A 25,496-nucleotide genomic window follows, 5' to 3' on the forward strand; every position below is an offset into this window, starting at 1 on the left:
CCGAACGCAGCCGCTCCAGCGGAACGATCGCCTCGATTACAGCTGCTGCACGTCGACCACGCCGGTCACCGCCTTGATGGCACCTGCGATTTGTGGCGAAACCTTGAAGCGCCCCGGCAGTTTCATCTCGACCTCGGTTTCGAGGTCCAGCATCATGACCAGCGACACCTCGCCTTCGCCTGCTGCGGTGCGGGGCGCCAACGGCGGCGCGGCGCTCTTGGCGATCGCCCCGTTGCCATTGACCGCGGCACCTTCCGGCCCCTGCAGGCGCTTGACGATGGAATCGAGCGGCTTGGTGTCGCGCAGGAAGATGCGCAATCCGCGCTGCGTCTTGGCGGCGGCATCATCGAGCGGCTCGGCATGCAGCACCCGCGCGCGGACATCCTCGCCCTGCAGCTCGGCGCCGAGCTGCAGCAGCACCGCCGCGCCCGGCTCGAGCACGTCGCGATATTGTGCGAGGCCCTCAGAGAACAGCACGGCCTCGAAATGGCCGGTCGGATCCGACAGACCCATGATGCCCATCTTGTTGCCGGTCTTGGTGCGCCGCTCCATGCGCGACACCACGGTGGCGGCAACCTTGCCCGCGGTCGCGCCGGTCTTCACCGCACGCGAAAACTCGGCCCAGCTCTGCACGCGCAGGCGCTTCAGCGCCGCCGCGTAGTCGTCGAGCGGATGGCCCGACAGGAAGAAGCCGATCGCATCATATTCGCGCCGCAGACGCTCGGCCGGCAGCCAGTTCTCGATGTTCGGCAGGATGATCGCGGGCGCATCGGCGGCGTTGCCGAACATGTCGTTCTGGCCGGAGGTGGCGGCCTCGTGCGCGCGCTGGCAGGCGGCGACGATCGCGTCCGCGCCGGCGAACACCCGCGCGCGGTTCTTGTCGAGCACGTCGAACGCACCGGCCGCCGCCAACGTCTCGATGATGCGCTTGTTGATCGCGCGCGGATTGACGCGAGAGGCGAAGTCGGCGAGCGAGGTGAACGGGCCGCCCTTGTTGCGGGCCTCGACGATCATCTCGATCGCCTGCGGGCCGACGCCCTTCAACGCCGCGAGCGCGTAGAAGATGGTGTTGCCGCTGACCTCGAAGGTCGGCCCCGAGCGGTTGATCGACGGCGGCTCGACCTTGATGCCGAGGCGCTGCGCCTCGGCACGAAATTCCGAGAGCTTGTCGGTGTTGTTGAGATCGAGCGTCATCGACGCCGCGATGAACTCCACCGGATAATGCGCCTTCATGTAGGCGGTGTGGTAGGACACCAGCGCATAGGCGGCCGCGTGCGACTTGTTGAAGCCGTAGTCGGCGAATTTGGCGAGCAGGTCGAAGATCGTGTCGGCCTGGTCCTTCGGCACGCCGTTCTTGACGGCGCCTTCGACGAAGCGGACGCGCTGCTTGTCCATCTCGGCGCGGATCTTCTTGCCCATGGCGCGCCGCAGGAGATCGGCTTCGCCGAGCGAATAGCCGGACATCTGCTGCGCGACCTGCATCACCTGCTCCTGGTAGATGATGACGCCGAAGGTCTCCTTCAGGATCGGCTCCAGGATCGGGTGCAGATATTCCGGCTCCTCCTCGCCGTGCTTGCGGGCGCAGTAGGTCGGAATGTTGGCCATCGGACCGGGACGATACAGCGCCACCAGCGCGATGATGTCCTCGAAGCGGTCCGGGCGCATGTCGATCAGCGCCCGCCGCATGCCCTGGCTTTCAACCTGGAACACGCCGACCACGTCGCCCCGCGCCAGCATCTGATAGCTCGGCGCGTCGTCGATCGGCAGGGTCGCGAGATCGACGTGGACGTCGCGCTGCTTCAGAAGCTTCACGGCGACGTCGAGCACGGTCAGCGTCTTCAGGCCGAGGAAGTCGAACTTGACGAGGCCGGCGGGCTCGACCCACTTCATGTTGAACTGGGTGACCGGCATGTCCGATTTTGGATCGCGATACATCGGCACCAGCTCGCTCAGCGGCCGGTCGCCGATGACGATGCCGGCGGCGTGGGTCGAGGCATGCCGCGTCAGGCCTTCGAGGCGCATCGCGATGTCGAAGGCGCGCGCCACCACCGGGTCCTCGTCGCGGAAGGCCTGCAGCTTCGGCTCGCCCTCGATCGCGGCGGCGAGCGTCACCGGCGCGGCCGGATTCTGCGGCACCAGCTTGGTGAGCTTGTCGACCTGCCCGTAGGGCATCTGCAGCACGCGGCCGACGTCGCGCAGCACGCCGCGCGCCTGCAGCGTGCCGAAGGTGATGATCTGCGCCACCTGGTCGCGGCCGTAGCGCTGCTGCACGTAGGAGATCACCTCGCCGCGGCGGTCCTGGCAGAAGTCGATGTCGAAGTCCGGCATCGAGACGCGCTCGGGATTGAGGAAGCGCTCGAACAGCAGCGCGAACCGCATCGGGTCGAGGTCGGTGATGGTCAAGACCCAGGCGACCAGCGAGCCTGCACCGGAGCCGCGCCCCGGTCCCACCGGGATGCCGTGCGCCTTGGCCCATTTGATGAAGTCCGACACGATCAGGAAGTAGCCCGCGTACTTCATGCGCATGATGACGTCGAGCTCAAAGGCGAGCCGCTTCTGATAGTCCTCCTCGGTCATGCCCGGCGCCATGCCGTGCACCTTGAGGCGCCGCTCCAGACCCTCCTCCGCCTGTCGCTTCAGCTCGGCGGCCTCGGCGCTGGCGGCGTCCACGGCATCGCTGCCGGTGCCGGCGCCGACCGTGAAGAACGGCAGGATCGGCTTGCGCGTCCGCGGCCGGTACGAACAGCGCTCGGCGATCTCGACCGTCGAGGCCAAGGCCTCCGGAAGGTCGGCGAACAGCACCGCCATCTCGGCACGGGTCTTGAAGCGGTGATCCGGCGTCAGCTGCACGCGCTCGGTGTCGGCGATCAGATGGCCGCCGGCGATGCACAGCAGCGCATCATGCGCCTCGTAGTCGTCGGCGGTCGCGAAATACGGCTCGTTGGTCGCGACCAGCGGCAGGCCCTTGCCATAGGCGATATCGATCAGGCCGCCTTCGACGCGGCGCTCGCGGTCGACGCCGTGGCGCTGCAGCTCGATGTAGAGGCGGTCGCCGAACAGGCTTGCCAGCCGCTCGCAGCGCTGCGTCGCAAGTGCCGCCATGTCGTGCTGGATCGCGAGCGAGATCGGCCCATCGGGCCCGCCCGTGAGCGCGATCAGACCATCGACACCCTCGTTCAGCCACTCGAACTTGATGTGCGGCGCCTGGTGCGTCGGCGTCTCCAGGAAGGCGCGCGAGTTCAGCCGCATCAGGTGGCGGTAGCCCTCCTCGCGTGCGGCGAGCAGGACGATTCGCGAGGGCTGCGCGACCGCGCCGGCATTGCGGGCATTCGGGTCCATGTCGCCGAAATCGATGGCGAGCTCGCAGCCGGCAATCGGCTGGATGCCATAGCTCGCCATCTTGTCGGAGAATTCGAGCGCACCGAACATGTTGTCGGTGTCGGTCAGCGCCAGCGCCGGCTGGCGGTCGGCCTTGGCGAGTTCGCCGAGCTTGCCGATCTTGATCGAGCCCTTCAGCAGCGAATAGGCGGAATGGACGTGGAGATGGACGAATCCGGCGCTGGACATGCTCGCCTTGCAGCTTCCCTGGGGCTTGTTCCGAGATCACGGTGCGGGGCCAAGCCTTGGGCTTGGCTCGAAGTCATGAACCGCCATGCCCCCGACCCCGACCGACTCGCTCCGCATCATATCGGACGACCTCCGGCGAGTCCGGCGCCCTCGCCTGCCTTGTCCCCAGCCGCTGCGCTCGGAAAACTAAAGCTGTGGAATGATTTGCGCCCAGAGCGCGATCATGCCGACGAACAGCGTGATCGACGCCAGCGCGGCGGCTTCTTGAACGAAAACCTTCAGCATCGGGACCTCCCTGAGTCAGAACATATGAAGAACAATGTTCCTTTTCTGTTCTCAGGTCAAGCGCGCTGATCGGCTCATCGCCGCGCCGGCACAGCAAATGGTTAACCCGCCTCCGCAAACAAAAAGCCCCGGCGCGAACGCCGGGGCTTTCCAATCCGCCGATCGAGCGAGGATCGACTCAGTACCGCGTCGCGACCGGGCCGCCGAAGCGGTAGTTCAGGCGGGCGGTGAACAGATCGACGTCCTGCTTGATGCTGTCGGAGCCGAGCGCGCCGAAGCTGACGGTCTGGCGGTCCATGAACAGATGGTCGTACTCGACGCCCAGCGACCAGTTCGGCGCAAAGCCGTATTCGACGCCGGCACCGACCACGCCGCCCCAGCGCGTGTCGTCGTTGGAGGCGAGGAACGCGCCGGTCGCCGCATTGGTGATCGTGTACTTGTTGCTGGTCACGGCCGCGCCGCCCTTGGCGTAGAGCAGCACGTTGTTGATGGCGTAGCCGACCTGGCCGGTGAACAGGCCGAACGCATCGGTCTTGGTGCGGTTACGCGTTCCGAACAGCGCGCTCTGATTGTCGCCGGTGAGGTCGGCCCAGTTGCCCTGCGCCTCGACGCCGAACACGATCTGGCCCATCTGCCAGCGATAGCCGACCTGGCCACCGACGGTGCCGCCGGATGCATCATGCGAACCCTCGCGGCCGCCGCCGACCAGATCCCAGGTGTTCTCGCTCCAGCCGCCGCCACCGTTCGCGCCGATGTAGAAGCCGCTCCAGTCATAGATCGCAGCCATCACCGGCGGCGGTGCCTTCGTGTAGGGACGCGCAGCGAGATCCGCGGCAAGCGCCGGCGAGGCCAGCACCACGAGCGCCGTCGTCGTCAACAGAAGTTTCTTCATCACAGGTCCAGTCTCGTCTCATTTGGCCCCCAGGCCAGCCGCACCTCTTACCGATCTGCGCCACAATTGCTGTAGCCGCTCGGTCACAGCTCGCTGCTGAAAGGCCACGAGACATGTTAGGAAATTAATCTTTAATCACAGTGTGTTGATGGAACTTTCCAGCTTGCAATCGAGGGCCGACCGACTACACACGCGTGAGGGCCGTCGCGCCGGCGCTTCGCCATGAAGCGCGCGCGTTCTGGTCATCAAGGGATGAAGGGAGATCGTTGATGCGTGAGGTTTTATTTGCGGCCCTGGCTGCAGCCGGCCTCGTGGTCGCAACCCATGCGCCGGCTCACGCCGTCGGTGTCAGGCATGCGTTCTGTCTGCAGGGTGATGAGTTTCCGGGCTTGAGCCACTGCACCTTCGACACTTACGCGCAATGCCAGGCGACGGCGTCGGGACGCCTGCTGAACTGCATCGCGAACCCCTATTTCGCCGGTGTCAGCAATGACCCGCGCGCGACGCCCTATCCGTATCCGCACAGGCAGCGGATCAGGCCGCGTCCGCCGGCGCCGAATCCCTACGCGCCGTTCCCCAACCCGTTCGTGTTCGAAGAGGACTGACCCGTCCCCGCCTTCGACGCAGCGAGCCGCCGTCTCAGGCCACACCATCGAAGGTTCGTCGAAGCCGCGGCTTCGACGAACCGGAGCAATCGAGGGTGACGTTGCGTCAGCGCATCATCCCGAAACCCGGACCGAACTTGTAGTTCAGCTTCACGAGCCCGATGTCGACATCCTGCTTGATGCGATGAGTCATCGCGGGCGCGCCGGCCGCGGCGACGAAGTTCAGGTTCTTGTTGCCCAGGAAGATGTGGTCGTACTCGACGCCGACCGACCAGTTCGGCGCAAAGCCATATTCGAGGCCGGCACCGATCGTACCGCCCCAACGCGTCGTGTTGGCGCGATCGAGCATCACGTTGGTGCCCGTGGTGAAGGTGTCGTAGCGATCGCCGACGACCGCGGCACCGCCCTTGATATAGCCGAGAATGTTGTCGAAGGCATAGCCGACCTGGCCGGTGAACAGGCCGAAGCCGTTGGTGCGTGAACGGTCGCTGACATTGGGAAGAATCAGGTTGCGATTCGTGCCCTTGAAATTCGCCCAGTCGCCCTGCGCCTCGACGCCGAACACCCAGTTGGCCATCTGATAGCGGTAGCCGACCTGGCCGCCGACGGCCGCGCCGCCGCCCCCGGAGCAGCCTTCGCGGTTGGCTGCCGGGTTCACCGCCACACCGGCGTTCGAAACCAGATTCCAGCAATCCCGGCTGGAACCTCCGCCGGCGTTGAAGCCGACATAGAAGCCGCTCCAGTCATACACCGTCGCCACGACGGCGGGCGGCGCCTTGGTGTACGGCCCCTTCTTCATTGGAAGATCAGCTGCGAATGCAGACGTCGCCGCGGCGATTGCGCCGAGCCCCACCGTTGCGCCGAAAAGCGTCTTCATCATCGAACTCCGTAGCTTCTGTCCCAAAGTCCCCAGGCCCCCTGGTTCCGTGCGAAAAACATGCAGCGCGACGAAGCGACTATGCCACCCGCATTCGCTCCGCCGACATCAACCGATGTGCAGATCAGAACCATTCTTTCCGGCTTTTATGGGATTGGACGCAAATGCCTGTTTTTCAAGGCTTTGCCGGCAACATGAACAAACAACTAATAAGATGTAAGGAGGAGTCGTGGCCGGCGTCCATCCATGGCCACAATGCGAGCGACGGCAAAATCGTGATCGGGAAACTCCCGGTCACGGAACGACCCCTGTCACGTCTCAGTCGTGAATTCTTCAGGGCAGCACGACGAGTCTTGCGAATGCGTAGCATCATCATGCGCAAAGCGGACGAATGTGTGGTGCTTCCCGGCCGACGCGGAATGCACGCTCGTCCGGAGCGGCATCGTCATCACGTGTAGTAGATCGCCAACTTCAGCGCGGGATCGTCGTTGGACTGGAAGGTCGCGTATCGCAGCCTCACGCGGCCCTTCTTCGGATGCTCGAGCAGCTTTTCGCCCGCAGCAAGCGCATTGACGTCGTGCGCCGCCCACAAGCCATCGAACTCGCGGCTGCCACGCCGCAGCCGCGCGATCAGATCGACGAAGGCGGGATCGCCCGCCCACAGATCATAGGTCGCGCGAAACTGCGCGACCATGCGTTGCGCCAGCTCCTTCCATTGCGCGCCGAACAGCCGGCGCACGCCGGGCTTGCACAGCATCAGCACCAACGTGTTGCGCTCATCGTCGGCGAGTTGCGAGAAGCCGAAGATCTCGTCCGCCGCCGCATTCCAGGCGAGCACATCCCATCGCCGTCCGGAGATGTAGGCCGGCTGGTTCAGACTCTGCACGAGTTCGCGCAGTCGGGGCGGCACCTGCTCGCGCACGAACGGCTTGCGCGCAGGATCGCGCACCAGCGCCTTGAGATGAGCATGCTCGGTTCGGCTCAGGCGCAGGGCGCGCGCCAGCGCATCGATGGTGGATGAGGACGGCTTCACCGCACGGCCCTGCTCGATTCGGATGTACCAGTCGACGCCGATGCCAGCGAGCTCGGCTACTTCCTCCCGCCGCAGCCCTGCGGTGCGTCGCCGCCGCCCGGCTGCGAGCCCGACCGCCTGCGGCGTCAGCTTCTCGCGCCGCGAGCGCAGGAAGTTTCCGAGTTCGGCATGTCTTGGATCACTCATCTCCGAGATCACTCATGGTTCGCCCCCGATGGCGGTGCGCCCAGCCTGGGCTTCTTCAATCCTAGGATAATACCAGGCCTTCTTGCGCGTAGGATAGACCGGCAGACTGGTGCCTCGCCATCGCGAAAATGGAGAAGATCATGAAGGCTGCAGTGCTCAAACGATTTGGATCGCCGCTCGAGATCGAGCATGTCGAAGACCCCGTGCTCGGCACCGGCGAGGTGATCGTCGACATCGCCGCAGCCGGCGTGCTGTCCTATGCGAATGAAGTGTTCAGCGGAGAACGCAAATATCTGCTGGAACTGCCGGTCATCCCGGGAACGAGCGGCATCGGCAGGGTCAGCGCGCTCGGTCCCGATGCCACGCATCTTGCGATTGGCGACTGGGTGTTCTGCGATCCGACGGTGCGCTCACGTGACAATGCGCTCGCCCCCGACATAACCCTGCAAGGCCTGAGCGCGCGCGGACCGGGCGGGCTCAAGCTACAACGGCATTTCCGGCACGGCTCGTTCGCCGAGCGCATGCGGCTGCCAACGGAGAACGCCAAGCCGATCGGTGTCATCGATGCCCGCGACGCGGCGCGGTGGTGCGCGCTCGGCACCCTGCTCGTGCCCTATGGCGGCTTTCTTGCCGCCAATCTGCAGGCGGGCGAGACCGTGCTGGTCAGCGGCGCCACCGGCAGGTTCGGCAGCGCCGCAGTCGCGGTGGCGCTCGCCATGGGCGCCGCTGCGGTCGTGGCGCCCGGTCGCAACGAGGCCATGCTGGCCGAGCTCAAGCGCCGGTTCGGCGCACGCATCCATCCAGTCAGGCTGTCGGGCCATGAAAGCGAGGACACCGAGCGCATGAAGCGCGCCGCGCCCGGCCCGATCGACTGCGTGCTCGACATCATGCCGCCCTCCGTCACGACCAATGTCGTGCGGACCGCCGTGATGACCGTACGTCCCTATGGGCGCGTGGTGTTGATGGGCGGAGTCGGCATGCTCGGCGGCCCCGGGCTCGAGCTGCCCTATCCCTGGATCATGCGCGACTGCATCACCATCCGCGGCGTTTGGATGTGCCCGCCGACAGCGACAGTGAAGATGGTGGGACTGATCAGGGCCGGACTGCTCGACCTCGCGCAGTTCGAGCCGACCTGTTTCGACCTCGACCATGCCAACGACGCGGTCGCCCATGCCGCCGCCCATCGCGAGCCGTTCAAGATGACGGTGATCAGGCCCTGACTGCGGCCGGACTCAGTCGAGCTCGACGACCTTGCCGCCGACGATGGAGACGCGCCGGTCCATGCGGCCGGCCAGCTCCATGTTGTGGGTCGCGATCAGCATCGCGACCCGCGTGGCCTTCACGAGCTGCATCAGCGCGTGAAAGACGTGATCGGCGGTGCCAGGATCGAGATTGCCGGTCGGCTCGTCCGCCAGCAGCGCACGCGGCGCATTGGCGACCGCACGCGCGATCGCGACGCGTTGCTGCTCGCCGCCGGAGAGCTCGGCCGGGCGGTGCTTGATGCGCTCGCCGAGCCCGAGATAAGCCAGGATCTCGGTCGCCCGCTTCACCGTCTCGGACCGTTTCAAGCCGCGGATCATTTGCGGCAGCATCACGTTCTCCAGCGCCGTGAACTCCGGCAGCAGCCGGTGCGACTGGTAGACGAAACCGATGTCGGTCCTGCGCATCTGGGTGCGCTCGATGTCGGTCAATTGCGACGTCGGCACGCCCCCGACATAGACCTCGCCCTCGTCGGGACTCTCCAGGAGACCCGCGATGTGCAGCAATGTCGACTTGCCCGAGCCCGACGGCGCCACCAGCGCCACCGACTGACCGGCCCACAGCGCCAGCTTGGCGCCGTCCAGAATGGTCAGCTGCTGCTCACCCTGCATGTACCGCCGCTTGATCTCGTGGAGATAAACGACCGGCACATCCTCGGCCCCCTGCTCGTCCATCAGCGCCTCACTCGTAGCGAAGCGCTTCGACCGGGTCTAATCGGGCCGCGCGCCAGGATGGATACAGCGTAGCCAGGAAAGACAGGGTCAAGGCCATGATCAGAACGGCCGCAGTCTCGCCGGCATCGATCTCAGCCGGCAGCTTCGACAGGAAATAGAGTTCATTGGGAAACAGATCGGTGCTCGTCAGCCAGGACAAAAACTTCCTGATCGAATCGATGTTCATCGAGATCAGGAGGCCGACGACGAATCCGGTGAGCGTGCCGACCACCCCGATCGAGGCGCCGGTGATCAGGAATATCCGCATGATCGCCCCCTGCGAAGCCCCCATGGTCCGCAGCACGGCGATGTCCTGGCCCTTGTCCTTGACCAGCATGATCAGTCCCGAAACGATGTTGAGCGCGGCGACCAGCACGATCAAGGTCAGGATCAGGAACATCACGTTACGCTCGACCTGCAGCGCATTGAAGAAGGTCGAGTTACGCTGGCGCCAGTCGACGAGAAAGATCGGGCGGCCGGCCGCCTCGGTGACCGTCTTGCGAAACTCCTCCACCTTGTCGGGATTGCTGGTGAAGATCTCGATCGCGGTGACGTCGTTGTTGCGGTTGAAATAGGCCTGCGCCTCGGCCAGCGGCATGAAGACGAAGCTGGCGTCGTATTCCGACATGCCGATCTCGAACACCGCCGCGATCTTGTAGGGCTTGATGCGCGGCGTGGTGCCCATCGGCGTCACGGCGCCCTTCGGGGCGACCAGGGTGATGCTGTCACCGGCATGCAGCGACAATTGGTCCGCGAGCCGGCGGCCGATCGCGACGCCCTGGCCTTCGTCGAAACCTTCCAGCGAACCCTGCTTGATGTTCTTGGCGATCGACGTCAGGTTCGTGAGGTCCTGCGCGCGAATGCCGCGGATGAACACGCCTGACGCATTGAATGGCGACGAGCCCAGACCCTGTCCGTCAACCACCGGCGCGGCAAGTCGGATGCCCTGCACCTGCGCGATCCGCTCGGAGACGTCCTTCCAGTCGGTGAGCGGCGACTCCAGCGGCTGCACCAGCAGATGCCCGTTCAGACCGAGGATCTTGTCGAGCAGCTCCTTGCGGAAGCCATTCATCACCGCCATCACGATGATCAGGGTGGCAACGCCGAGCATGATGCCGAGGAAGGAGAACCCCGCGATGACGGAGATGAACCCCTCCCGGCGGCGCGCACGCAAATAGCGCCCCGACAGCATCCACTCGAAGGGAGCGAAGGGGGTGGTGGTCTGCACCGGTTCGGTCATGGCGTCATCCATTGTGCGATCATCCCATGATTCGGGCCGAATGTGGCCGGATTGGCCTGAAGGGACGGGCAGCCCCGGTGGATAATCCGATGATCGAACGCGCGTCTCAGCCAGCCAATGTCCCGCCGCCGAGCCGTGCCACGACGTCCGCGGGGGACATCATCTGGCGGGCGCCGTCGCTGCGGGTCTTCACCTCGACCTTGCCTTCGGCGAGGCTCTTGGGTCCGACCATGATCTGCCAGGGGATGCCGATGAGGTCCGCCGTGGCGAACTTGCCGCCGGCGCGCTGCTCGGTGTCGTCGTAAAGCACGTCGACCCCCTTGGCGAGGAGATCGCGATAAAGCTGCTCGCAGGCGACATCGGTGTCGGAGCCGCCCTGCTTCAGGTTGAGGATGACGGCACGGAACGGGGCGACCTCCTCCGGCCATTTGATGCCGGCCTCGTCGTGACAGGCCTCGATGATCGCACCAGCCAGCCGCGACACGCCGACGCCATAGGAGCCGCCATGGATGGTGACCTCCGCCCCATCGGGGCCGGCGACCAGCGCCTTCATCGGCTCGGAATATTTGGTGCCGAAATAGAAGATCTGGCCGACCTCGATGCCGCGGGTATGGACCCGCCGCTCGGCCGGCACCTCGGCCTCGAACCGGGCCGCGTCATGGACGTCCTCGGTCGCCGCGTAGAGCGACGTCCATTGCTTGATGATCGGGGTCAGGTCGCCGTCATAGTCGACGGACGCCGGCGGGATCGGCAGATCGAGCACGTCGCGGTCGCAGTAGACGCCGGATTCACCGGTCTCCGCGAGCACGATGAATTCGTGGCTGAGATCGCCGCCGATCGGACCGGTCTCGGCGCGCATCGGGATGCCCTTCAGGCCCATGCGCGCGAAGGTGCGCAAGTAGGCGACGAACATCTTGTTGTAGGCACGCCGCGCGCCAGCTTCGTCGAGATCGAACGAATAGGCGTCCTTCATCAGGAATTCGCGGCCGCGCATCACGCCGAAGCGGGGACGCTGCTCGTCGCGGAATTTCCATTGGATATGATAGAGATTGAGCGGCAGGTTGCGGTAGGACTTCACATAGGCACGGAAGATCTCCGTGATCATTTCCTCGTTGGTCGGCCCGTACAGCAACTCACGCTTGTGGCGGTCGCTGATACGCAGCATCTCCGGGCCATAGGCATCGTAGCGGCCGCTCTCGCGCCAGAGGTCGGCGAGCTGCAATGTCGGCATCAGCAGTTCCAGCGCTCCGGCGCGGTTCTGCTCCTCGCGCACGATCTGCTCGATCTTCTTCAGCACCTTGAAGCCCAGCGGCAGCCAGGCATAGATGCCGGCCGCCTCCTGCCGCAGCATGCCGGCGCGCAGCATCAACCGGTGCGAGACGATCTCGGCTTCCTTCGGATTTTCTTTCAGAATGGGCAGGAAAAACCGCGACAGACGCATGGGCGAGGCCTTCGAGATTCGGTTCGGGCTGGCGCAGTCAAACCGGATCAGGCGGCAAAACACAAGGCTGGGTTTGAAAAAAGGCGGCTAAGCCGCCGGATTCCCAATCAATTTACCGGTTCCGCTGAAGTGGAGGATGAACGGCGCACGTCGCCGTGATGAGGCTCGCGCAGGGCGACCGGGCAAGATCCCCGCGCCCCGGCCGTCTTAGTGCCCCCGCCCCTGCTCCGAGGACCATTTGTCGAGATCGCCGATCTCGGCGCTGCCTTCGATGGTCGAGACCGCGCCCTCGCGGGTCACGAGTATCGTGCGCGGGATATCACCCTGCCAGGACGGATCGATCTCGAACCGGAGACGCTCGACATATCCGTCGTTGAAGATGAAGTTCTCCGCCGTGGTGAGTCCGGCCTTGTCCAGCATGGCCTGGGTCGCAGCGTTCAGGTTCGGCACCAAATCGGCGCTGACGGTGACCACGTCGATCTCGGGATGATCGGACATGAACTTGCCGAGCTGCGGCAGCTCGAGCTTGCAGGGGCCGCAGGTGACGCCCCAGAAATGGATCAGCGTCGGACGACCCGCATGGGTCCGCAGCACCTCGCGCCAGGTGCCGCGCTCGAACGGCTTGAGCGATGGCGGTGCTGCGGTGCTCGACGCCGTCAAGGCGACGAAGCCAAAGATCGCAAGGGCGGCGAATGCGCGTTTCATGACTCATCTCCGATCGGCTGCAACCGATAGCCATCAGACTTGGTCATCCAGGACAGGAAGATCTGCCTGCCACGGGCGACCAGCAGCGGGTGATCCGACGCATTGTCCGTGCTGGCAAGGGCGCGCGGCTTCGACCACGTCTCGCCATCGTCCCGCGATTGCATTCCCATCACCGTGGTGCGCTCGCCGTCGAACTCCTTCCACACCAGCGTCGTGCTGTCCTGGGTCGCGAGCACATAGGGTCGCGTCGGATTGCGGTCGGCCTGGCCGATCGCCATGGGTTCCGAGAACGTCCGGCCACCGTCGCGCGAATGCGCGTAGAACAGCCCCTTGCGAACCTTGCCGCTTGTGAACCAGGCGACATGATAGGTGCCCGCCGGCGACACGGTCAGGCTCGGCCCCTGATGCGGGCAGGCCTTGATCTGCCAATCATCGGTGCTGACCCGGTGGACCTCGCCGGGGGTGCCGAGGTCGCTGAACGTGACCACCGCATGGTCGCGCACGCTGCCTTCGAAGATGTTGCGGAACATCACCACCGGACGTCCCGGCCCCGCGAAGGCAACGCCGAGCCGGCAACATTCGCAGGTGTTGTCCTGGGCCAGCGTCGCTTCGGCATAGGTGGCGCCGCCATCGCGCGATGATGAGAAGAACAATCCCGCGCCCTCGTAGGCGCGCCCGGCGGCCTTCGCCGGCACCCGATTGCGCTTGTCGAGCCACGCCACGAAGACGGTGCCGTCCTGGTCCAGCGCCAGCGCCTCGAAGCGCTGGCTTTCGTTGTTTGGCGTGATGGGACGAGGCGCCGCGAAGCTTTTGCCGCCATCCTCCGACCGGGAGTACAGCACCTGGCCGTTGAACGCCTGGTCGCGGAAGATCGAGAACGCCACCGCTATGACGCCTTTGCCGTCGACCACCAGCTTCGGACGGGCATCGGGCCCCCAGTCGAGATTGAGCTGCTGCTCGGTGACCGGTACGGCGGCGGAATACGTTTTCCCGCCGTCGGTCGAGCCCGCCACCGACACCCGTCCTCCGGCCATCCAGACGAGCCAGAGCTTGCCGTCTTCAGCGAAGAACGGCGTCACCTTGGTGGCGCATCGGAGCTCGGTGCCCTCGCATGCTGCGTCCGATCCGTGCTGATGTGCCATCTGGGCCCGCACGGACAGCGGCCACATCAGGGCCATGGCGAGTCCGACGACGCAGCCTCGAAGCAATGACGTGCTTGTCATGTTGTGCCTCATCGGAATGCCACCTTCATGCCAGCGACGAAGGCGCGCGGTGAGCCGGCATAGATCGAGCCGGTGGTATTGGCCAGAACGCTGGCGGGATTTTGAACGCCTGCAGACGTGACCGAGTTCGCGATGTTGTTGGCCGACGCAATATAGGTGCGGTCGAACACGTTCCTGACCTCGAAGAAGACGTTGAGCGACTTGAAGGCTTCGGACGCAAGCTCGGTCCTGTAATGGACGTTCAGATTGACCAGCTCGTAGCCGGGCGCCCTGAGCAGGTTCGCATTGTCCATATAAAAGGAATCCTTCCATTGGACCTCGACGAAGGCACCCAGCCCTGCAAGCCTTCCGCTGGCGTGATCATACCCCAGCCGGGCCGTCAGCTCGTTCGGGGAGATCCCTGGGATCTTGTTGCCGGCGCGGTTGAAGCGGAAGACCGTGCCATTTGTCAGGTTCTCGGTATAGTCGGTGTAGATTTCGTCGAGATAGGTGTAGGCGGCCGTGAAGCGCCAGCCGGACAGGAATCTCCAGTCTGCTGCCAGCTCGACCCCGCGATGCTCCGAGCGCGGGGCATTGAACGCATAGGTCACGCCGGCAACCGGCGTTGCCTGGTTGACGATCTCGTTGCGGAAGAATTCGTAGAAGCCGGTTGCGCTCAGGGTGACCGACTTGTTGGGAGTCCAGTCGAAGCCCAAATCGTAGCCAAGATTGCTTTGCGAGGCGAGATTGGTGTTGTTTCCGGCTGTGCCGCTCGGGAGCACAAACAGGTTCGAGACCTGCGGCGTGCCATATCCCGATGCGACGCGCGCCCGCACCAGCCAGTCGCTGTTCACCTTGTAGAGCAGCGCAAACTCGGGCGCGAGATTGTCGAACTGCCGGTCCGCGGTCGTGAGCGTCGTCCCTGTCCCCCCTGCCGTGTTCACGCCGCGCAGATGGGTGCGCTCCCAGCCGAGACCGGCCACCGCGGTCAAGGCCGACGTCAGCTTGAGCTCCTCGCGCGCCCGCACGCCGAAATTCGTCGTCTCGCTCAGAAGGTTGGTCGACAAGCGGCCGAGCGTGCCGTTGCCGCCCGGCATGACGTTGAACGTGTCTCCGGACGCGGTGAGCGTATTGTAGAAGGCGCCGAAGAAGCTGGTCGATTCCAGGCCGAAGATCTCGCCCCGCCGGGTGATGTCGCTCATGTAGTTGTAGGACGGATAGTCGCCGACCGCGCTGGTCGACCCGGTCGGCTGGCTGATGTTGCGGTCATCGAACACGAACTGATTGCGCCAGGTCGTGTTGTTGTCGAAATCGTGCTCCCAGCGCCCGCCGGCGATGGTGCGGCGGTCGTTGCGGCCGAGCCCGGCCTGCAGCGCCGTCTCTTTGTCCGTTCCAGCCGAGTTGTTGAACCCGTTGTTGAACAACGTGACGCTGCCGCAGCCCGCGGCAGCTGCCGTCCATGTCGCGCAGCCCTGCTGATAGGGATTCTGATAGTACTGATTCAGCGACGACCGGATCGGCAGCCGCGTGAACAGGTCGTTGTTGATGATCTTGACGGTGAAGCGGTCGTCGGGCGTCGCCTTGTAGGTGCCGAGGAAGTTGACGGTCTGGGTGTTGAACCAGCTGTTGCCGAGATAGCCATCGCCGCGGACGTCGCTGGTGAACAACGAGCCCTCGAAATTGCCGACCTTCTTGCCGAACGTCATGTAGTTGCTGAGATAGCCGAAGCTGCCGCCTTCGCTGCCTATCTCCGCACCGTCGATGCTGCTGCCCGGGCGGGTGCGGAAATTGATCGCGCCTCCGGTCGCATAGTTGCCGTAGAGCGCCGAGGACGGCCCGCGGATCACGTCGACCGCACCATAGGCGTGGGGATCGATCAGGTCGCTGCGCGACAGCCCGTCCGGCTGGGTGACTGGAAATCCGTCCTCGAACAGCACGATGTTGCGGATGCCGAAGCCGTTGCGGGCATTGGAGCCGCGGATCGAGATGCCAAGGTCGCGCGGTCCGTTGCCCTGCTTGAGCGAGACGCCGGGGCTCTCGCGCAGGATGTCGCCGACGGAAAACGCAGGCCGGTCATCGTAGCGGCTGCGGTCGATCGTGGTCGCGGTCTGGCCGGTCGGCGACTGGTTGAGCTGGCTGCGGGCGGCGCCGGCACCCGAGGCTGGATCGGACACCGCTCCTCCCTGTCCGGAGTTGCTGGCCACGGATGCGGCAGCCGGCTTTGGCGCGCGCGTGCGGACGAACGTTGCCTGCGTGACCGGCTTGCGCACGGCCCGTTGTGGTGCGGCACGCGGCGCGTCGACGGTGACGGACGGCAATTCCTTCTCGGTCTCGGCGCGCGCGATCGTGGCCGATTGCAGCAGCAAGAGCTGCAGTGCGAGCACGCTCACACCACCCAGGGCATGACGACGGAACATGTTTGACTTCCCCGATGCCGGCTCTGCACGGCCGGTCTTCCTGATTCAAAACGGATCGGCGCGCGGCTGCGGCCGATGACGATTTCTGTCCTCAGGAGAGGAAGGGAGGTCCTCTTGGTTGCGCCTGTGCCCGGGCGAGCAGATGAACGAGGCGGAGCTCGCGCGCCGTCCAGACGATGGACGCCGTCAGACGCAGCGGAGCCGCATCGAACGGCGCCGGCGGCGCATCGAGCGCCGCGGCGGCGTGCAGCACGCAGCACATGACGCAGTCAAGGCCGCAGGCGGTGCGGTCGGTATCGCCACCAAGGGGCGCCGCATCCGTCTCGGCATGACAGATCGCCATCCCGCCGAACGGATCGGCCGTCGCGATCGTCGCGGCCCTCAGGGCGGACGCCGCCACTGGCGCCAGCACCTGCAACAGCATTGCTAGCAGCGCGACCGGCAGATATCGGCCGAGCTTCTGACGGACATTGGCAGGACGTCGGGCGCGGTCAGCCGCCACCAGCCGGCTCGCGCGCGAACCGGCTGTCATGGCGGCGTTCAACACCCGTTGCTTCATCGAGACCGGCCCTCCGTCGGAGTCGCGGGGCGCCCGGCCTACATCTTCATGCCGGAATGATCGTGCTGCTTCATCATGCTGCCGCCCTCGCCGCCCGGCCCCTTGGCGCCGACCGCCTGCACCTCGAGCGTCACGGACACCTTGCCGGCCTTCTCGAACTCCAGCGTGACCGGCAGCTTGTCGCCCTGCTTCAGCGGGCTCTTCAGATCCATCAGCATCAGGTGATAGCCGCCCGGCGCCAGCGCGACGGTCTTGCCCGGCTCAATCGTGACTCCCTTGTCGAGCGGACGCATGGTCATCACACCGTTGGTGACGGCCATCTCGTGAATCTCGACTCGCCCGGCGACAGCGCCGGTCACCGCGACGAGGCGGTCCGGCGCGCTGCCCTTGTTCTCGATGGTCAGATAGCCGGCGCCCGTCTTGGCGCCACCCGGCGTGGCGCGGCTCCATGGCTGGGTGATGACGAGGTCACCGGCCTTCACGTCCGCGGCGAAGGCGGCAGAAGATCCTCCCAACAGGAGAGCGAATGCGAACAGAGAGCGTCCGAGGAAGGTCATGTCGTTATCCTTTTCTTGGCGGCGATGCGCCAGCTTGATCGATTGGCGCGTATCCGCACGGCCGGGGCCGAGCAGACAACGCGGGTCGTAATCTTGCGATTTGGGAGATGAGGGCCGCACAGCGGCCAGCGCGTCACGCTGCGGGCGGAGCCCTTGCCTGCGCGTTCGAGAAGGCCTTGGTCATCCGGACGGCCGGATCACCGGCACGCCACACGACCTCGCCCGAATCCCGTTGCGGCGTGGCGATGACGGACAGCTCCGGCCCATCCAGGGTGACCGGCTGCGCCAGGCAGCACAGCGAACAGCCGCGGAGCGCGGGCTTGGCCGGCGACTCATCGTCCACCGACTGGGAACCGGGCTGGCTGTGGCAGATTTCGAGGCCGTGCAGGGGATCCGCCGCGGCTGACGCGGCCGCCCAGGCAACGCCGATCGGCGCCAGGATCTGCACCATCAGTGCGATCAGCATGATCGGGAGAAACGCCTGCAGCCGCTGCCGCATGAAAAGCCTGCCAAATGAACTGAATTGTTGTGCCCGAGCGAACGCCCGGAGTCGAGGTCGCGCAGAGCACAGTCAGCACATTTCGCCAGCGGTCGTTGATTAAGAACAATCCGCTACGGCCGAATCGGCCCTCGCGGGACGCCAGCCTCCAAGGTAATTCGGCACCTATCGCGAGAAGACTCGAAAACAAATCTCGTCAATTGCAAGCACTTACCGATCATTTCAGGAAGTGCGCGAAATTTGAACAATCGTTGCCGAAAAGGATGACAAACGCAAAAAGATCGTCTACGAATTCGGGCCTCAGGCTATCGCTTGCGGAAGTCTGGTGGTCCAAGTCTCGGGAGGAGCCCTGGCGCGCAACAAGCAGCGTCACCCCGCTTAACAAGATCAAATCTGAACTTGCGGGATATCTAAAGGGTCGACACAATTTCCGAGCAGGGCCCGCTGCCCTGCTCTATTTTTTTGGCAGTCATCGCAGCGCGCCACGATATTCTCCGTTGACGGTATCGCGGGCCGCATGAACGCTGTCTGAACACGCAATCACCTCAGGCCATCGCAGCAGTCGCAAAGCACGACAACGGAGCGCACCACCGCGCCTTGGCCCTCGGCCATGGCAGTGTCACCGACAGCGGTTCGCGGCCAGTCACCGTCCAGCGCAACGAACCATCGCCGATCGTCAGGATGCCCGCCGCTTCGGCTGGATCGCCCGAGATGAACGTCTCCGTCAGCGACTGCAAGGTCAGATGCGGTGTGCCATCGACCGTTGTCAGCGTATTCCAATGAACGTGGCCGGCGAGTCCGACGATCGGGCACGGCGCATCCGCGATCGCCGCGCGGATCGCGTCGGTCTCGGCATAGGCCGCGTGTCCCGGATTGGCTTCGAAGTAGTAGTTGCCGGTCTGAGCATGTCCTGACAACGGCACGTGGCTGACGAGCAAGGTCGGCCGGTCATCCTGAGCGAGCAGCTGGACCAGCGCGTCGAGATCGCTCGCGGACAGGCGAAAGCCGCGCGTCGGCGTCAGACTCACGTCGGGCTGCCAGAACACACATCTGACATCACCGACGATCACCGCGCGCGATCCGCTCGGACGATCGAGGATCGCTTCATTGTCGGCGAGGCTGAGCAATGCGACATCATGATTGCCACTGACGTGATGATGCGTCGGTGCGAGCTTCGCGAAGCACATCGCGACATCGCTTTGCAGCAGCCGATCGCGCTCGGGATCTTCGTCAGAAATCCGGTCGCCGAGATCGATGACCGCATCGATGTCTTCGGCGTTCACTTCCGTGACGAAGCGCTCGAGCAGTTGCAGCGCCACCGATCCCCGCTTCGTGGGCGTATCCCGGCCGTGATGGATGTCGGCGATCACGGCGATGCGCGTCGTTGCCAAAGGTTCTCTCCCAAAGCTGCGCTGCCGCGTACCACGGGCGCATCACGGTTTTCTGACATCGCGCGTGCAGCGCGAAAGTCGCTCGGTGCGACGCACAACATCCGGCTGTGGCGTGATCAATGGGGTTGTGAAACACTGCTGCTCTCGGCGGCGCGATCAATGACGCCGCCGGACAACGATGGGACAGGGAGCACGGGATGTCCGGCACTAGAAAAACGTCCACGACGAGGCGCGATCTTCTCCAGGCGGCGACGGCCGCGGGCTCTGCGGCGGCCCTTCTCGCCGGCTTTGGCATCACTCCGGCGATGGCCGCCGAGATGGGCCGCTCCGAAAAGCCGCTCAAGGCAGCCTTCTCCAATGCCGGCTTGCAGGCGACCTGGTGCGCCCAGGGCAAGCAGGCCGCGGAATGGTGGGGCAAGCTGCTCAATGTCGAGGTGACCTGGTTCGACGGCCAACTCGATGCGGTGAAGCAGCGCGCCGCGATCGACAACATGGCGTCGCAGAAGTGGGACTTCGTCGCGATCCAGGCGTTCGGCATCGGAACCCTGACTCAGCCGGTGCAGAAGATGATCGATGCCGGCATTCCCGTGATCGACATGGACACGCTGATCGCGCCGCTCGATCAGATCAACGTCCACTCCTTCCTCGCACCCGACAACGAGTTCATGGGCGCATCGGTCACGCAGGCTCTGGCGACTGCGATGGGCGGCAAGGGCAAGATCATCATGACGCAGGGCGCGCTCGGCCACACCGGCGCGCAGGGCCGCGCCAAGGGCTTCAACTCGGTGATCAAGCAGTTCCCGAACATCGAGGTGCTGGACACGCAGCCGGCCGACTGGGACGTGTCGAAGGCGGCACGGCTGTGGGAGACCTATCTCACGAAATATCCGCAGATCGACGCGGCGTTCTTCCACAATGACGACATGGCCCTCGCCGCCTACAACATCATGAAGGCGCGCAACCGCACCAACATCCTGATCGGCGGTGTCGACGCCATGCCGCCGGCGATCCAGGCGGTCAGCGAGGGCCGCATGTTCGCGACCGTGCGCAATCCGTCCTGCCGCATCCATGGCGGCGCGATCGTCGCAGGCGTCGCCGCGGTCACCGCCGGCGAAAAGAGCGGCCAGGGCATTCCGAAGCACGTCATCACCGACGGGCCCGTCGTGACCAAGGCCAATGCCGCCGGCATGCAATGGATGGAGGATCACTTCCTGATCTGAAGTCCCTCCCATGTCGAACAGCCGCCCGCCTCTTCTGGAATTGCAGGACATCACCAAGTCGTTCGGCGGCGTCACCGCGTTGCGCGGCGTCGACTTTACTCTTCGCCCCGGCGAGATCCATGGTCTCGTCGGGGAGAACGGCGCCGGCAAGAGCACGCTGATGAAGATCATCGCCGGCGTGCACACCGGTTTCTCCGGCCGTTTCCTGCTCGACGGCCGCGAGGTTCATTTCAACTCCGTGCGGGACGCTCGCGCGGCCGGCATCGCGATGGTGCACCAGGAACTCAGCGTCGCGCCGGACCTCACCGTGGCCGAGAACGTGTTTCTCGGCAACCAGCCGACAAATGCGCTCGGCATCGTGCAGTGGCGTCGCATGGCACGCGAGGCCACCGAGCAGCTCAAGCGGCTCGGCATCGACGCCGATCCGATGAGCCGGCTGGGAGATCTGCCGATCGGCGTTCAGCAGCTGATCGAGATCGCGCGGGTGCTGTTCTCCGGCGCGCGCATCATCATCCTGGACGAGCCGACCTCGGCGCTGTCGCCGCCCGAGGTCGAGCGGCTGTTTGCGGCGTTGCGCAAGCTGCGCGAGCAGGGCACCGGGATCGTCTTCATCTCACACTTCATCGAGGACATCCTGCTGATCTCCGACGAGGTCACGGTGTTCCGCAACGGCCGCAAGATCATGGAGACGCGTGCCGCCGACACCAGCAAGGCCGCGCTGATCGAGGCCATGATCGGCAAGGGCCGCGATGCGCTGGAGGACAGCTACACCCACGACATCACCCTGCCCGCGCCGACGGCCGACAAGCCCGTGGTCGTCGAAGCCGACGGCCTGTCGCTGGCGCGCAATCTGAAGCGCGTCTCGTTCGCCGTGCGCGCCGGCGAGGTGCTCGGCATCTACGGCTTCATGGGCTGCGGCCAGCTCGAGCTGGCGCGCATCCTGTTCGGCAAGCTTGCGCCCGACGCCGGCGAGCTGCGCGTATCAGGCCAGCGCAACCGCTTCAAGAGCACGGCGGATGCGCGCCGCGCCGGCATCGCCTTCGTGCCGGAGAGCCGGCGCGACATGCTGTTCCTGCAGGAGCCCGTCTACAAGAACATCTCGATCAGCATCCTCGACCGCATCAACGCCGTGCTGTTGAAGCCGGCGCGCGAGCGCGCGCTCGCCAAGCGCCAGGTCGAGCAGTTGCAGATCAGGCCCGCGGATGTCGAGATCGACCTCGGCCTGCTCTCCGGCGGCAACCAGCAGAAGGTCGCGCTCGCCAAATGGCTGAGCCATCCGCCGCGGCTGCTCGTGCTGTGCGAGCCGACCCGCGGCATGGATGTCGGCGCCAAGAGTGACGTCATCGGAATCGTGCGGAAGCTGCGCGACCAGGGCATCGCCGTGATCGTGCTCTCGACCGAGCCGGAGACCGTGCTGTCGATGGCCGACCGTGTCATCGTGCTCAAGCGCGGCGAGGTCGTGCGCGAATTTGCCGGCGAAACCATCAGCAAAGACCGTCTGCTCGAGGCGGCGTAGGGAGATTGTCATGGCGCATGGCGAGACCGTTCCGATGCCGGAGGCGCCGTCGCGGCGCGCAGGCGGGGTCGCATCGCTGCTGCGTTCGCAGATGCGCAACATCGCGCCGTTCCTGACCTTGATCTTCCTCACGGCGTTCTTCGCGATCGCGAGTCCGTCCTTCGCCACGCTCGACAACGTCGGCAACATCCTGACCCAGGTGTCGGTCACCGGCATCATCGCGGTCGGCCTCACCTTCGTGATCCTGTGCGCCGAGATCGACCTGTCGATCGCCGCCATCGCCAACGTGACCGGCATCGCCGTTGCCTACTTCACGATGCAGGAGTCCTACGTCAACATCGCCAACGTGCCGATGCCCGGTTTTGTCGCCATCCTGCTCGCGCTGGCGCTGTGCGCGTTGCTCGGGCTGGTCAACGCCTTCGGCCTGACCGTGATCGGCATTCCCTCCTTCATCATGACGCTCGCGATGATGCAGATCGCCGCCGGCATCTCGGCGATGCTGGTGCGCGGCCAGATCGCCTACAAGGTTCCCCCCATCATCACGACGCTCGGCTCCAGTTCCGTGGCGGGAGTGCCCTGGATCGTGATCGTGGCCGCCCTGATGCTGTTGCTCGGTCACCTCGTGCTGACCTACACGCGGTTCGGCCGCTACGTCTACATGGTCGGTGGCAACCGCGAGGCGGCGGAGTATTCGGGGCTGAACGTCAAGCTGATCCTCGGCAGCGTGATGGTGATCTCAGCCGTCTGCTCGGGGATCGGCGGCATGCTCGGCGTAGCGCATTTCGGCAGCGCGCAGCAGAACGAGTTCGACACCTACCTGCTGGATTCGATCGCCGCCGTCGTGGTCGGCGGCACCAGCCTGTTCGGCGGCCGCGGGGGCATCGGCAACACCATCGTCGGCCTGTTCGTGCTCGGCGTGCTCAACAACGGCCTCGACCACGTCAACATCGACAGTTTCCTGAAGATCCTGATCCGCGGCCTGATCCTGCTCGCCGCCCTGGTGATCAACGTCTATGCCCAACGGCTGCGGGCGAAGGCGGCGGATTGAGCGGGCTGCGACGCGCGCTGCCGTAGCCCGGAAGCGACATCCGCGATCACACGAGCCGTATCGGAAAACCCGGATGTCGCTTCGCTCATCCGGGCTACGAGCTCTTCCGCGACGTTGCGAGCGCGACTCGCTCCTCATAACGACGCAAAAAAACGAGGCGACGAAATTAAAGCCCCGGCTGCCAGTGGCGCAACTCGCGGGCAGCCCGCGTCACCGCCCCGATCGTCGTGAACGTCGTCGTCTCCACCATCAGCGACCGTGCCAACCGCAGTGCCCGCACCTCGCAGGTCGCGCGCCGCTTGGCGTCCTCGATCAGTTCGAAATCGATGTTGTGAGCGAGGCCGAGGATGCGACGAATGATCTTGGCTGCGGTGAAACCGATGGCGTCCTGGAACAATCTCGCCACGTAGGCCTGACGCTCGGTCTCCAGGCGTGCGGCGCCCGCTTCACCCGGAAACAGTGACCGCGGATACGCATCGCCGGTCGCCTCGCTGCGCCACAGCGCCAGGAACTTGTCCGCGAAACCGTTCCAGACCTCATCGACTGCCGCCAGCACCCATCCCTCGAAGTGCTCCCGCTCGCCCGCCCGCTGCTCGTGTCCTTCGGACGCAAAATAGGCCATCAGAAGATTGGCGAGGACCGCACCGACGTCGAATCCCATCGGACCGTAGAAGGCGAATTCGGGGTCGATCACCTTGGTCTCGGTGTCCGTCACCATGATCGACCCGGTGTGCAGGTCGCCATGGATCAGCGCCTCGGCACACGACAGGAATTTCAGCTTGAGCCTGGAGATCGCGACGTGCAGATCGAGATCGCCGCGAATGTCGGCCGCGGTCGCGTCGAGCCACGGTGACGTCCAGCGATTCTGTTCGGCGATGCGATAGGGATCGGTGAAGATCAAATCCTCGGTGATCTTGCACAGCGCATGATTGCCGGCAAAGCTTGCGATCGCCTCCTTCTTCTCGGCGGCAGACAGTGCGAGGTCGGACGAGAAGAACAGCGTCCGCGCCATGAAGGTCGTGATGTGATCGACGAAGGCCGGATAGGTTGTGCCCGCGACCAGCCCCTTGCGCATGATGATGTGCGGCTCCAGCAACTCCATCGCCGTCAGCGCCAGCGCCGGATCATGATGAACGATGGCCGGCACGAGGCCGGGGGCAAGGCGGTTCTGATGCGTCAGCGCCAGATGCTCATAGTGGGCGCGTGACAGCGGCAGCGGCCAGCTCTCGCCGACCAGCCGCACGTAAGGCAGCGCCTGCTTCACCGCGAGACCGCCGGACGATCCCTTGACGATGAAGACCAGATTGAGGTTGCCATCGCCGACCTCGGTGATTGACCAGCGCTCGGCCGGTCCGCCGAGTTGCCCTGCAACTGAAGGGATCCCCGCGAGATAGTTTCGAAGATCAACCTCGTTCAGAATGCGATAGCCCGATTGCGTCCCGTTCCGGGCCTCGGCCGATGTCATCACGCGCAACCTCCCTGTCGGTCTTGTTTTGACCTCCTATAGCAAAAAAGCCGACGCACGTCCGCGCATCGGCTTCGAGAGAACGTTGTGCGATGCGAGCGGGGCTAGAACGGAATCCCCATCAGCCGCGAAAGCCGCTCAACGCTGAGATAGCCGGCCTGATAGGCCACGAGTGACAGGGCGAAGATCGCGGCCGACAGCAGCGTCGTCCAGATCAGGCGCCGCCCCATTCGGCTGATCGTCGGCGCACCGGGGTCGGTGCCTAGCGGGCCTCCGCCGGACTCGTGCTGGCTGCGGATGCCGAACGGCAGGGTCACGAACAGCGTGACCCACCACATCACGAAGTAGATCGCGAGCCAGGTGGAGATCGTATAGGCCATGGTCGCCCCGCTGCCTCAGGCCTGCTCGATCTCGACGAGCGCGCCGGAAAAATCCTTCGGATGCAGGAACAGAACCGGCTTGCCATGCGCGCCGATCTTCGGCTGGCCGTCGCCGAGCACGCGGGCACCCTCCTTGATCAGGGTGTCGCGCGAGGCGATGATGTCGGCCACCTCGTAGCAGACGTGATGGATGCCGCCGTCCGCGTTGCGCTCGAGGAATTTGGCGATCGGTGACGCCTCGCCCAGCGGCTGGATGAACTCGATCTTGGTGTTGGGCAGAGTGACGAACACCGTGATCACGCCATGCTCCGGCAGCGGTACCGCCGCCGAAATCTCAGCACCGAATGCCGCGCCATAAATCCTGGCGGCCTTTTCGGCGTCCTTGACCGCGATGGCGACGTGGTTGAGCCGGCCCAGCATGACATCCTCCACTTCTTC

At 65.0% G+C, this 25,496-nt stretch carries 22 protein-coding genes; 5 read left to right on the forward strand and 17 right to left on the reverse strand.

Annotated features, from left to right (window positions below; genetic code table 11):
* Positions 1-36: 36 nt before the first annotated feature.
* Together dnaE and ACQR03_RS07990 are read right to left on the reverse strand one after the other, a co-directional pair.
* Positions 37-3,567 (reverse strand): DNA polymerase III subunit alpha, encoded by a 3,531-nt coding sequence (gene dnaE / locus ACQR03_RS07985; protein ID WP_315711589.1) that lies wholly within the window; start codon positions 3,565-3,567, stop codon positions 37-39.
* A gap of 463 nt (positions 3,568-4,030) precedes the next feature.
* Entirely contained in the window at positions 4,031-4,744 is a 714-nt protein-coding gene (locus ACQR03_RS07990) for an outer membrane protein (protein WP_315750905.1), read from the reverse strand.
* A 269-nt stretch (positions 4,745-5,013) separates the two neighbouring features.
* On the opposite strand from ACQR03_RS07990, the gene ACQR03_RS07995 reads away from it, so the two are divergent.
* The gene (locus ACQR03_RS07995) at positions 5,014-5,349 is read left to right on the forward strand and encodes a DUF3551 domain-containing protein (protein ID WP_315711587.1); all 336 of its coding nucleotides are present in this window, start codon (positions 5,014-5,016) and stop codon (positions 5,347-5,349) included.
* A gap of 106 nt (positions 5,350-5,455) precedes the next feature.
* Here the strand turns inward: ACQR03_RS07995 and ACQR03_RS08000 are convergent, their stop codons facing one another.
* Both ACQR03_RS08000 and ACQR03_RS08005 read right to left on the reverse strand, forming a co-directional pair.
* Complete coding sequence (locus ACQR03_RS08000) at positions 5,456-6,229, reverse strand: outer membrane protein (RefSeq protein ID WP_315711586.1); 774 nt, start codon at positions 6,227-6,229, stop codon at positions 5,456-5,458.
* A gap of 445 nt (positions 6,230-6,674) precedes the next feature.
* A complete protein-coding gene (locus ACQR03_RS08005; RefSeq protein ID WP_315827155.1) occupies positions 6,675-7,445 on the reverse strand; it encodes a helix-turn-helix transcriptional regulator in 771 nt (256 codons plus the stop codon).
* A 140-nt stretch (positions 7,446-7,585) separates the two neighbouring features.
* On the opposite strand from ACQR03_RS08005, the gene ACQR03_RS08010 reads away from it, so the two are divergent.
* Positions 7,586-8,665 (forward strand): alcohol dehydrogenase catalytic domain-containing protein, encoded by a 1,080-nt coding sequence (locus ACQR03_RS08010; protein WP_315827156.1) that lies wholly within the window; start codon positions 7,586-7,588, stop codon positions 8,663-8,665.
* Between the two features lie 12 nt (positions 8,666-8,677).
* Here the strand turns inward: ACQR03_RS08010 and ACQR03_RS08015 are convergent, their stop codons facing one another.
* The 10 genes from ACQR03_RS08015 to ACQR03_RS08060 all read right to left on the reverse strand — a co-directional run bounded on the left by ACQR03_RS08015 (position 8,678) and on the right by ACQR03_RS08060 (position 19,429).
* Positions 8,678-9,379 (reverse strand): ABC transporter ATP-binding protein, encoded by a 702-nt coding sequence (locus tag ACQR03_RS08015; protein WP_231324716.1) that lies wholly within the window; start codon positions 9,377-9,379, stop codon positions 8,678-8,680.
* A 7-nt stretch (positions 9,380-9,386) separates the two neighbouring features.
* Positions 9,387-10,670, reverse strand: a complete 1,284-nt coding sequence (locus ACQR03_RS08020) for a lipoprotein-releasing ABC transporter permease subunit (RefSeq protein ID WP_315711581.1) — start codon at positions 10,668-10,670, stop codon at positions 9,387-9,389.
* A 94-nt stretch (positions 10,671-10,764) separates the two neighbouring features.
* A complete protein-coding gene (gene proS, locus ACQR03_RS08025; protein ID WP_434841176.1) occupies positions 10,765-12,099 on the reverse strand; it encodes a proline--tRNA ligase in 1,335 nt (444 codons plus the stop codon).
* 207 nt (positions 12,100-12,306) lie between these two features.
* A complete protein-coding gene (locus ACQR03_RS08030) occupies positions 12,307-12,804 on the reverse strand; it encodes a TlpA family protein disulfide reductase (RefSeq protein WP_316185783.1) in 498 nt (165 codons plus the stop codon).
* A complete protein-coding gene (locus ACQR03_RS08035) occupies positions 12,801-13,982 on the reverse strand; it encodes a sialidase family protein (protein WP_316185831.1) in 1,182 nt (393 codons plus the stop codon). Before ACQR03_RS08035 ends, ACQR03_RS08030 begins: the two co-directional genes overlap by 4 nt.
* Before the next feature lie 53 nt (positions 13,983-14,035).
* Complete coding sequence (locus tag ACQR03_RS08040; RefSeq protein ID WP_434841177.1) at positions 14,036-16,423, reverse strand: TonB-dependent receptor family protein; 2,388 nt, start codon at positions 16,421-16,423, stop codon at positions 14,036-14,038.
* A 91-nt stretch (positions 16,424-16,514) separates the two neighbouring features.
* A complete protein-coding gene (locus tag ACQR03_RS08045; protein WP_316185781.1) occupies positions 16,515-16,955 on the reverse strand; it encodes a DUF2946 family protein in 441 nt (146 codons plus the stop codon).
* 65 nt (positions 16,956-17,020) lie between these two features.
* Positions 17,021-17,539, reverse strand: a complete 519-nt coding sequence (locus tag ACQR03_RS08050; RefSeq protein WP_316185780.1) for a copper chaperone PCu(A)C — start codon at positions 17,537-17,539, stop codon at positions 17,021-17,023.
* Between the two features lie 133 nt (positions 17,540-17,672).
* Complete coding sequence (locus ACQR03_RS08055) at positions 17,673-18,038, reverse strand: DUF2946 family protein (protein WP_316185779.1); 366 nt, start codon at positions 18,036-18,038, stop codon at positions 17,673-17,675.
* 545 nt (positions 18,039-18,583) lie between these two features.
* Entirely contained in the window at positions 18,584-19,429 is an 846-nt protein-coding gene (locus tag ACQR03_RS08060) for a metallophosphoesterase family protein (RefSeq protein WP_315750897.1), read from the reverse strand.
* 197 nt (positions 19,430-19,626) lie between these two features.
* On the opposite strand from ACQR03_RS08060, the gene ACQR03_RS08065 reads away from it, so the two are divergent.
* Genes ACQR03_RS08065 through ACQR03_RS08075 form a run of 3 tightly spaced genes read left to right on the forward strand, consistent with a single transcriptional unit; the run spans position 19,627 to position 23,213 of the window.
* A complete protein-coding gene (locus tag ACQR03_RS08065) occupies positions 19,627-20,649 on the forward strand; it encodes a sugar ABC transporter substrate-binding protein (protein WP_315750896.1) in 1,023 nt (340 codons plus the stop codon).
* A 10-nt stretch (positions 20,650-20,659) separates the two neighbouring features.
* Positions 20,660-22,165 carry a sugar ABC transporter ATP-binding protein gene (locus ACQR03_RS08070; protein WP_316185778.1) on the forward strand — a complete coding sequence of 502 codons (1,506 nt, stop codon included), beginning with the start codon at positions 20,660-20,662 and terminating at the stop codon, positions 22,163-22,165.
* Positions 22,166-22,175: 10 nt separating this feature from the next.
* Complete coding sequence (locus ACQR03_RS08075) at positions 22,176-23,213, forward strand: ABC transporter permease (protein ID WP_315711566.1); 1,038 nt, start codon at positions 22,176-22,178, stop codon at positions 23,211-23,213.
* 166 nt (positions 23,214-23,379) lie between these two features.
* Here ACQR03_RS08075 and mtnK read toward each other — a convergent pair whose 3' ends face one another.
* From mtnK to mce, 3 genes are all read right to left on the reverse strand, one after another.
* Positions 23,380-24,681 carry an S-methyl-5-thioribose kinase gene (gene mtnK, locus ACQR03_RS08080; RefSeq protein ID WP_410052224.1) on the reverse strand — a complete coding sequence of 434 codons (1,302 nt, stop codon included), beginning with the start codon at positions 24,679-24,681 and terminating at the stop codon, positions 23,380-23,382.
* A gap of 101 nt (positions 24,682-24,782) precedes the next feature.
* Positions 24,783-25,058 carry a DUF1467 family protein gene (locus ACQR03_RS08085; RefSeq protein WP_315711565.1) on the reverse strand — a complete coding sequence of 92 codons (276 nt, stop codon included), beginning with the start codon at positions 25,056-25,058 and terminating at the stop codon, positions 24,783-24,785.
* A 15-nt stretch (positions 25,059-25,073) separates the two neighbouring features.
* Positions 25,074-25,478, reverse strand: a complete 405-nt coding sequence (gene mce / locus ACQR03_RS08090) for a methylmalonyl-CoA epimerase (protein ID WP_315711564.1) — start codon at positions 25,476-25,478, stop codon at positions 25,074-25,076.
* Positions 25,479-25,496: the final 18 nt, after the last annotated feature.

Source organism: Bradyrhizobium sp. HKCCYLS3070, from assembly GCF_051167575.1.
GTDB lineage: Bacteria > Pseudomonadota > Alphaproteobacteria > Rhizobiales > Xanthobacteraceae > Bradyrhizobium.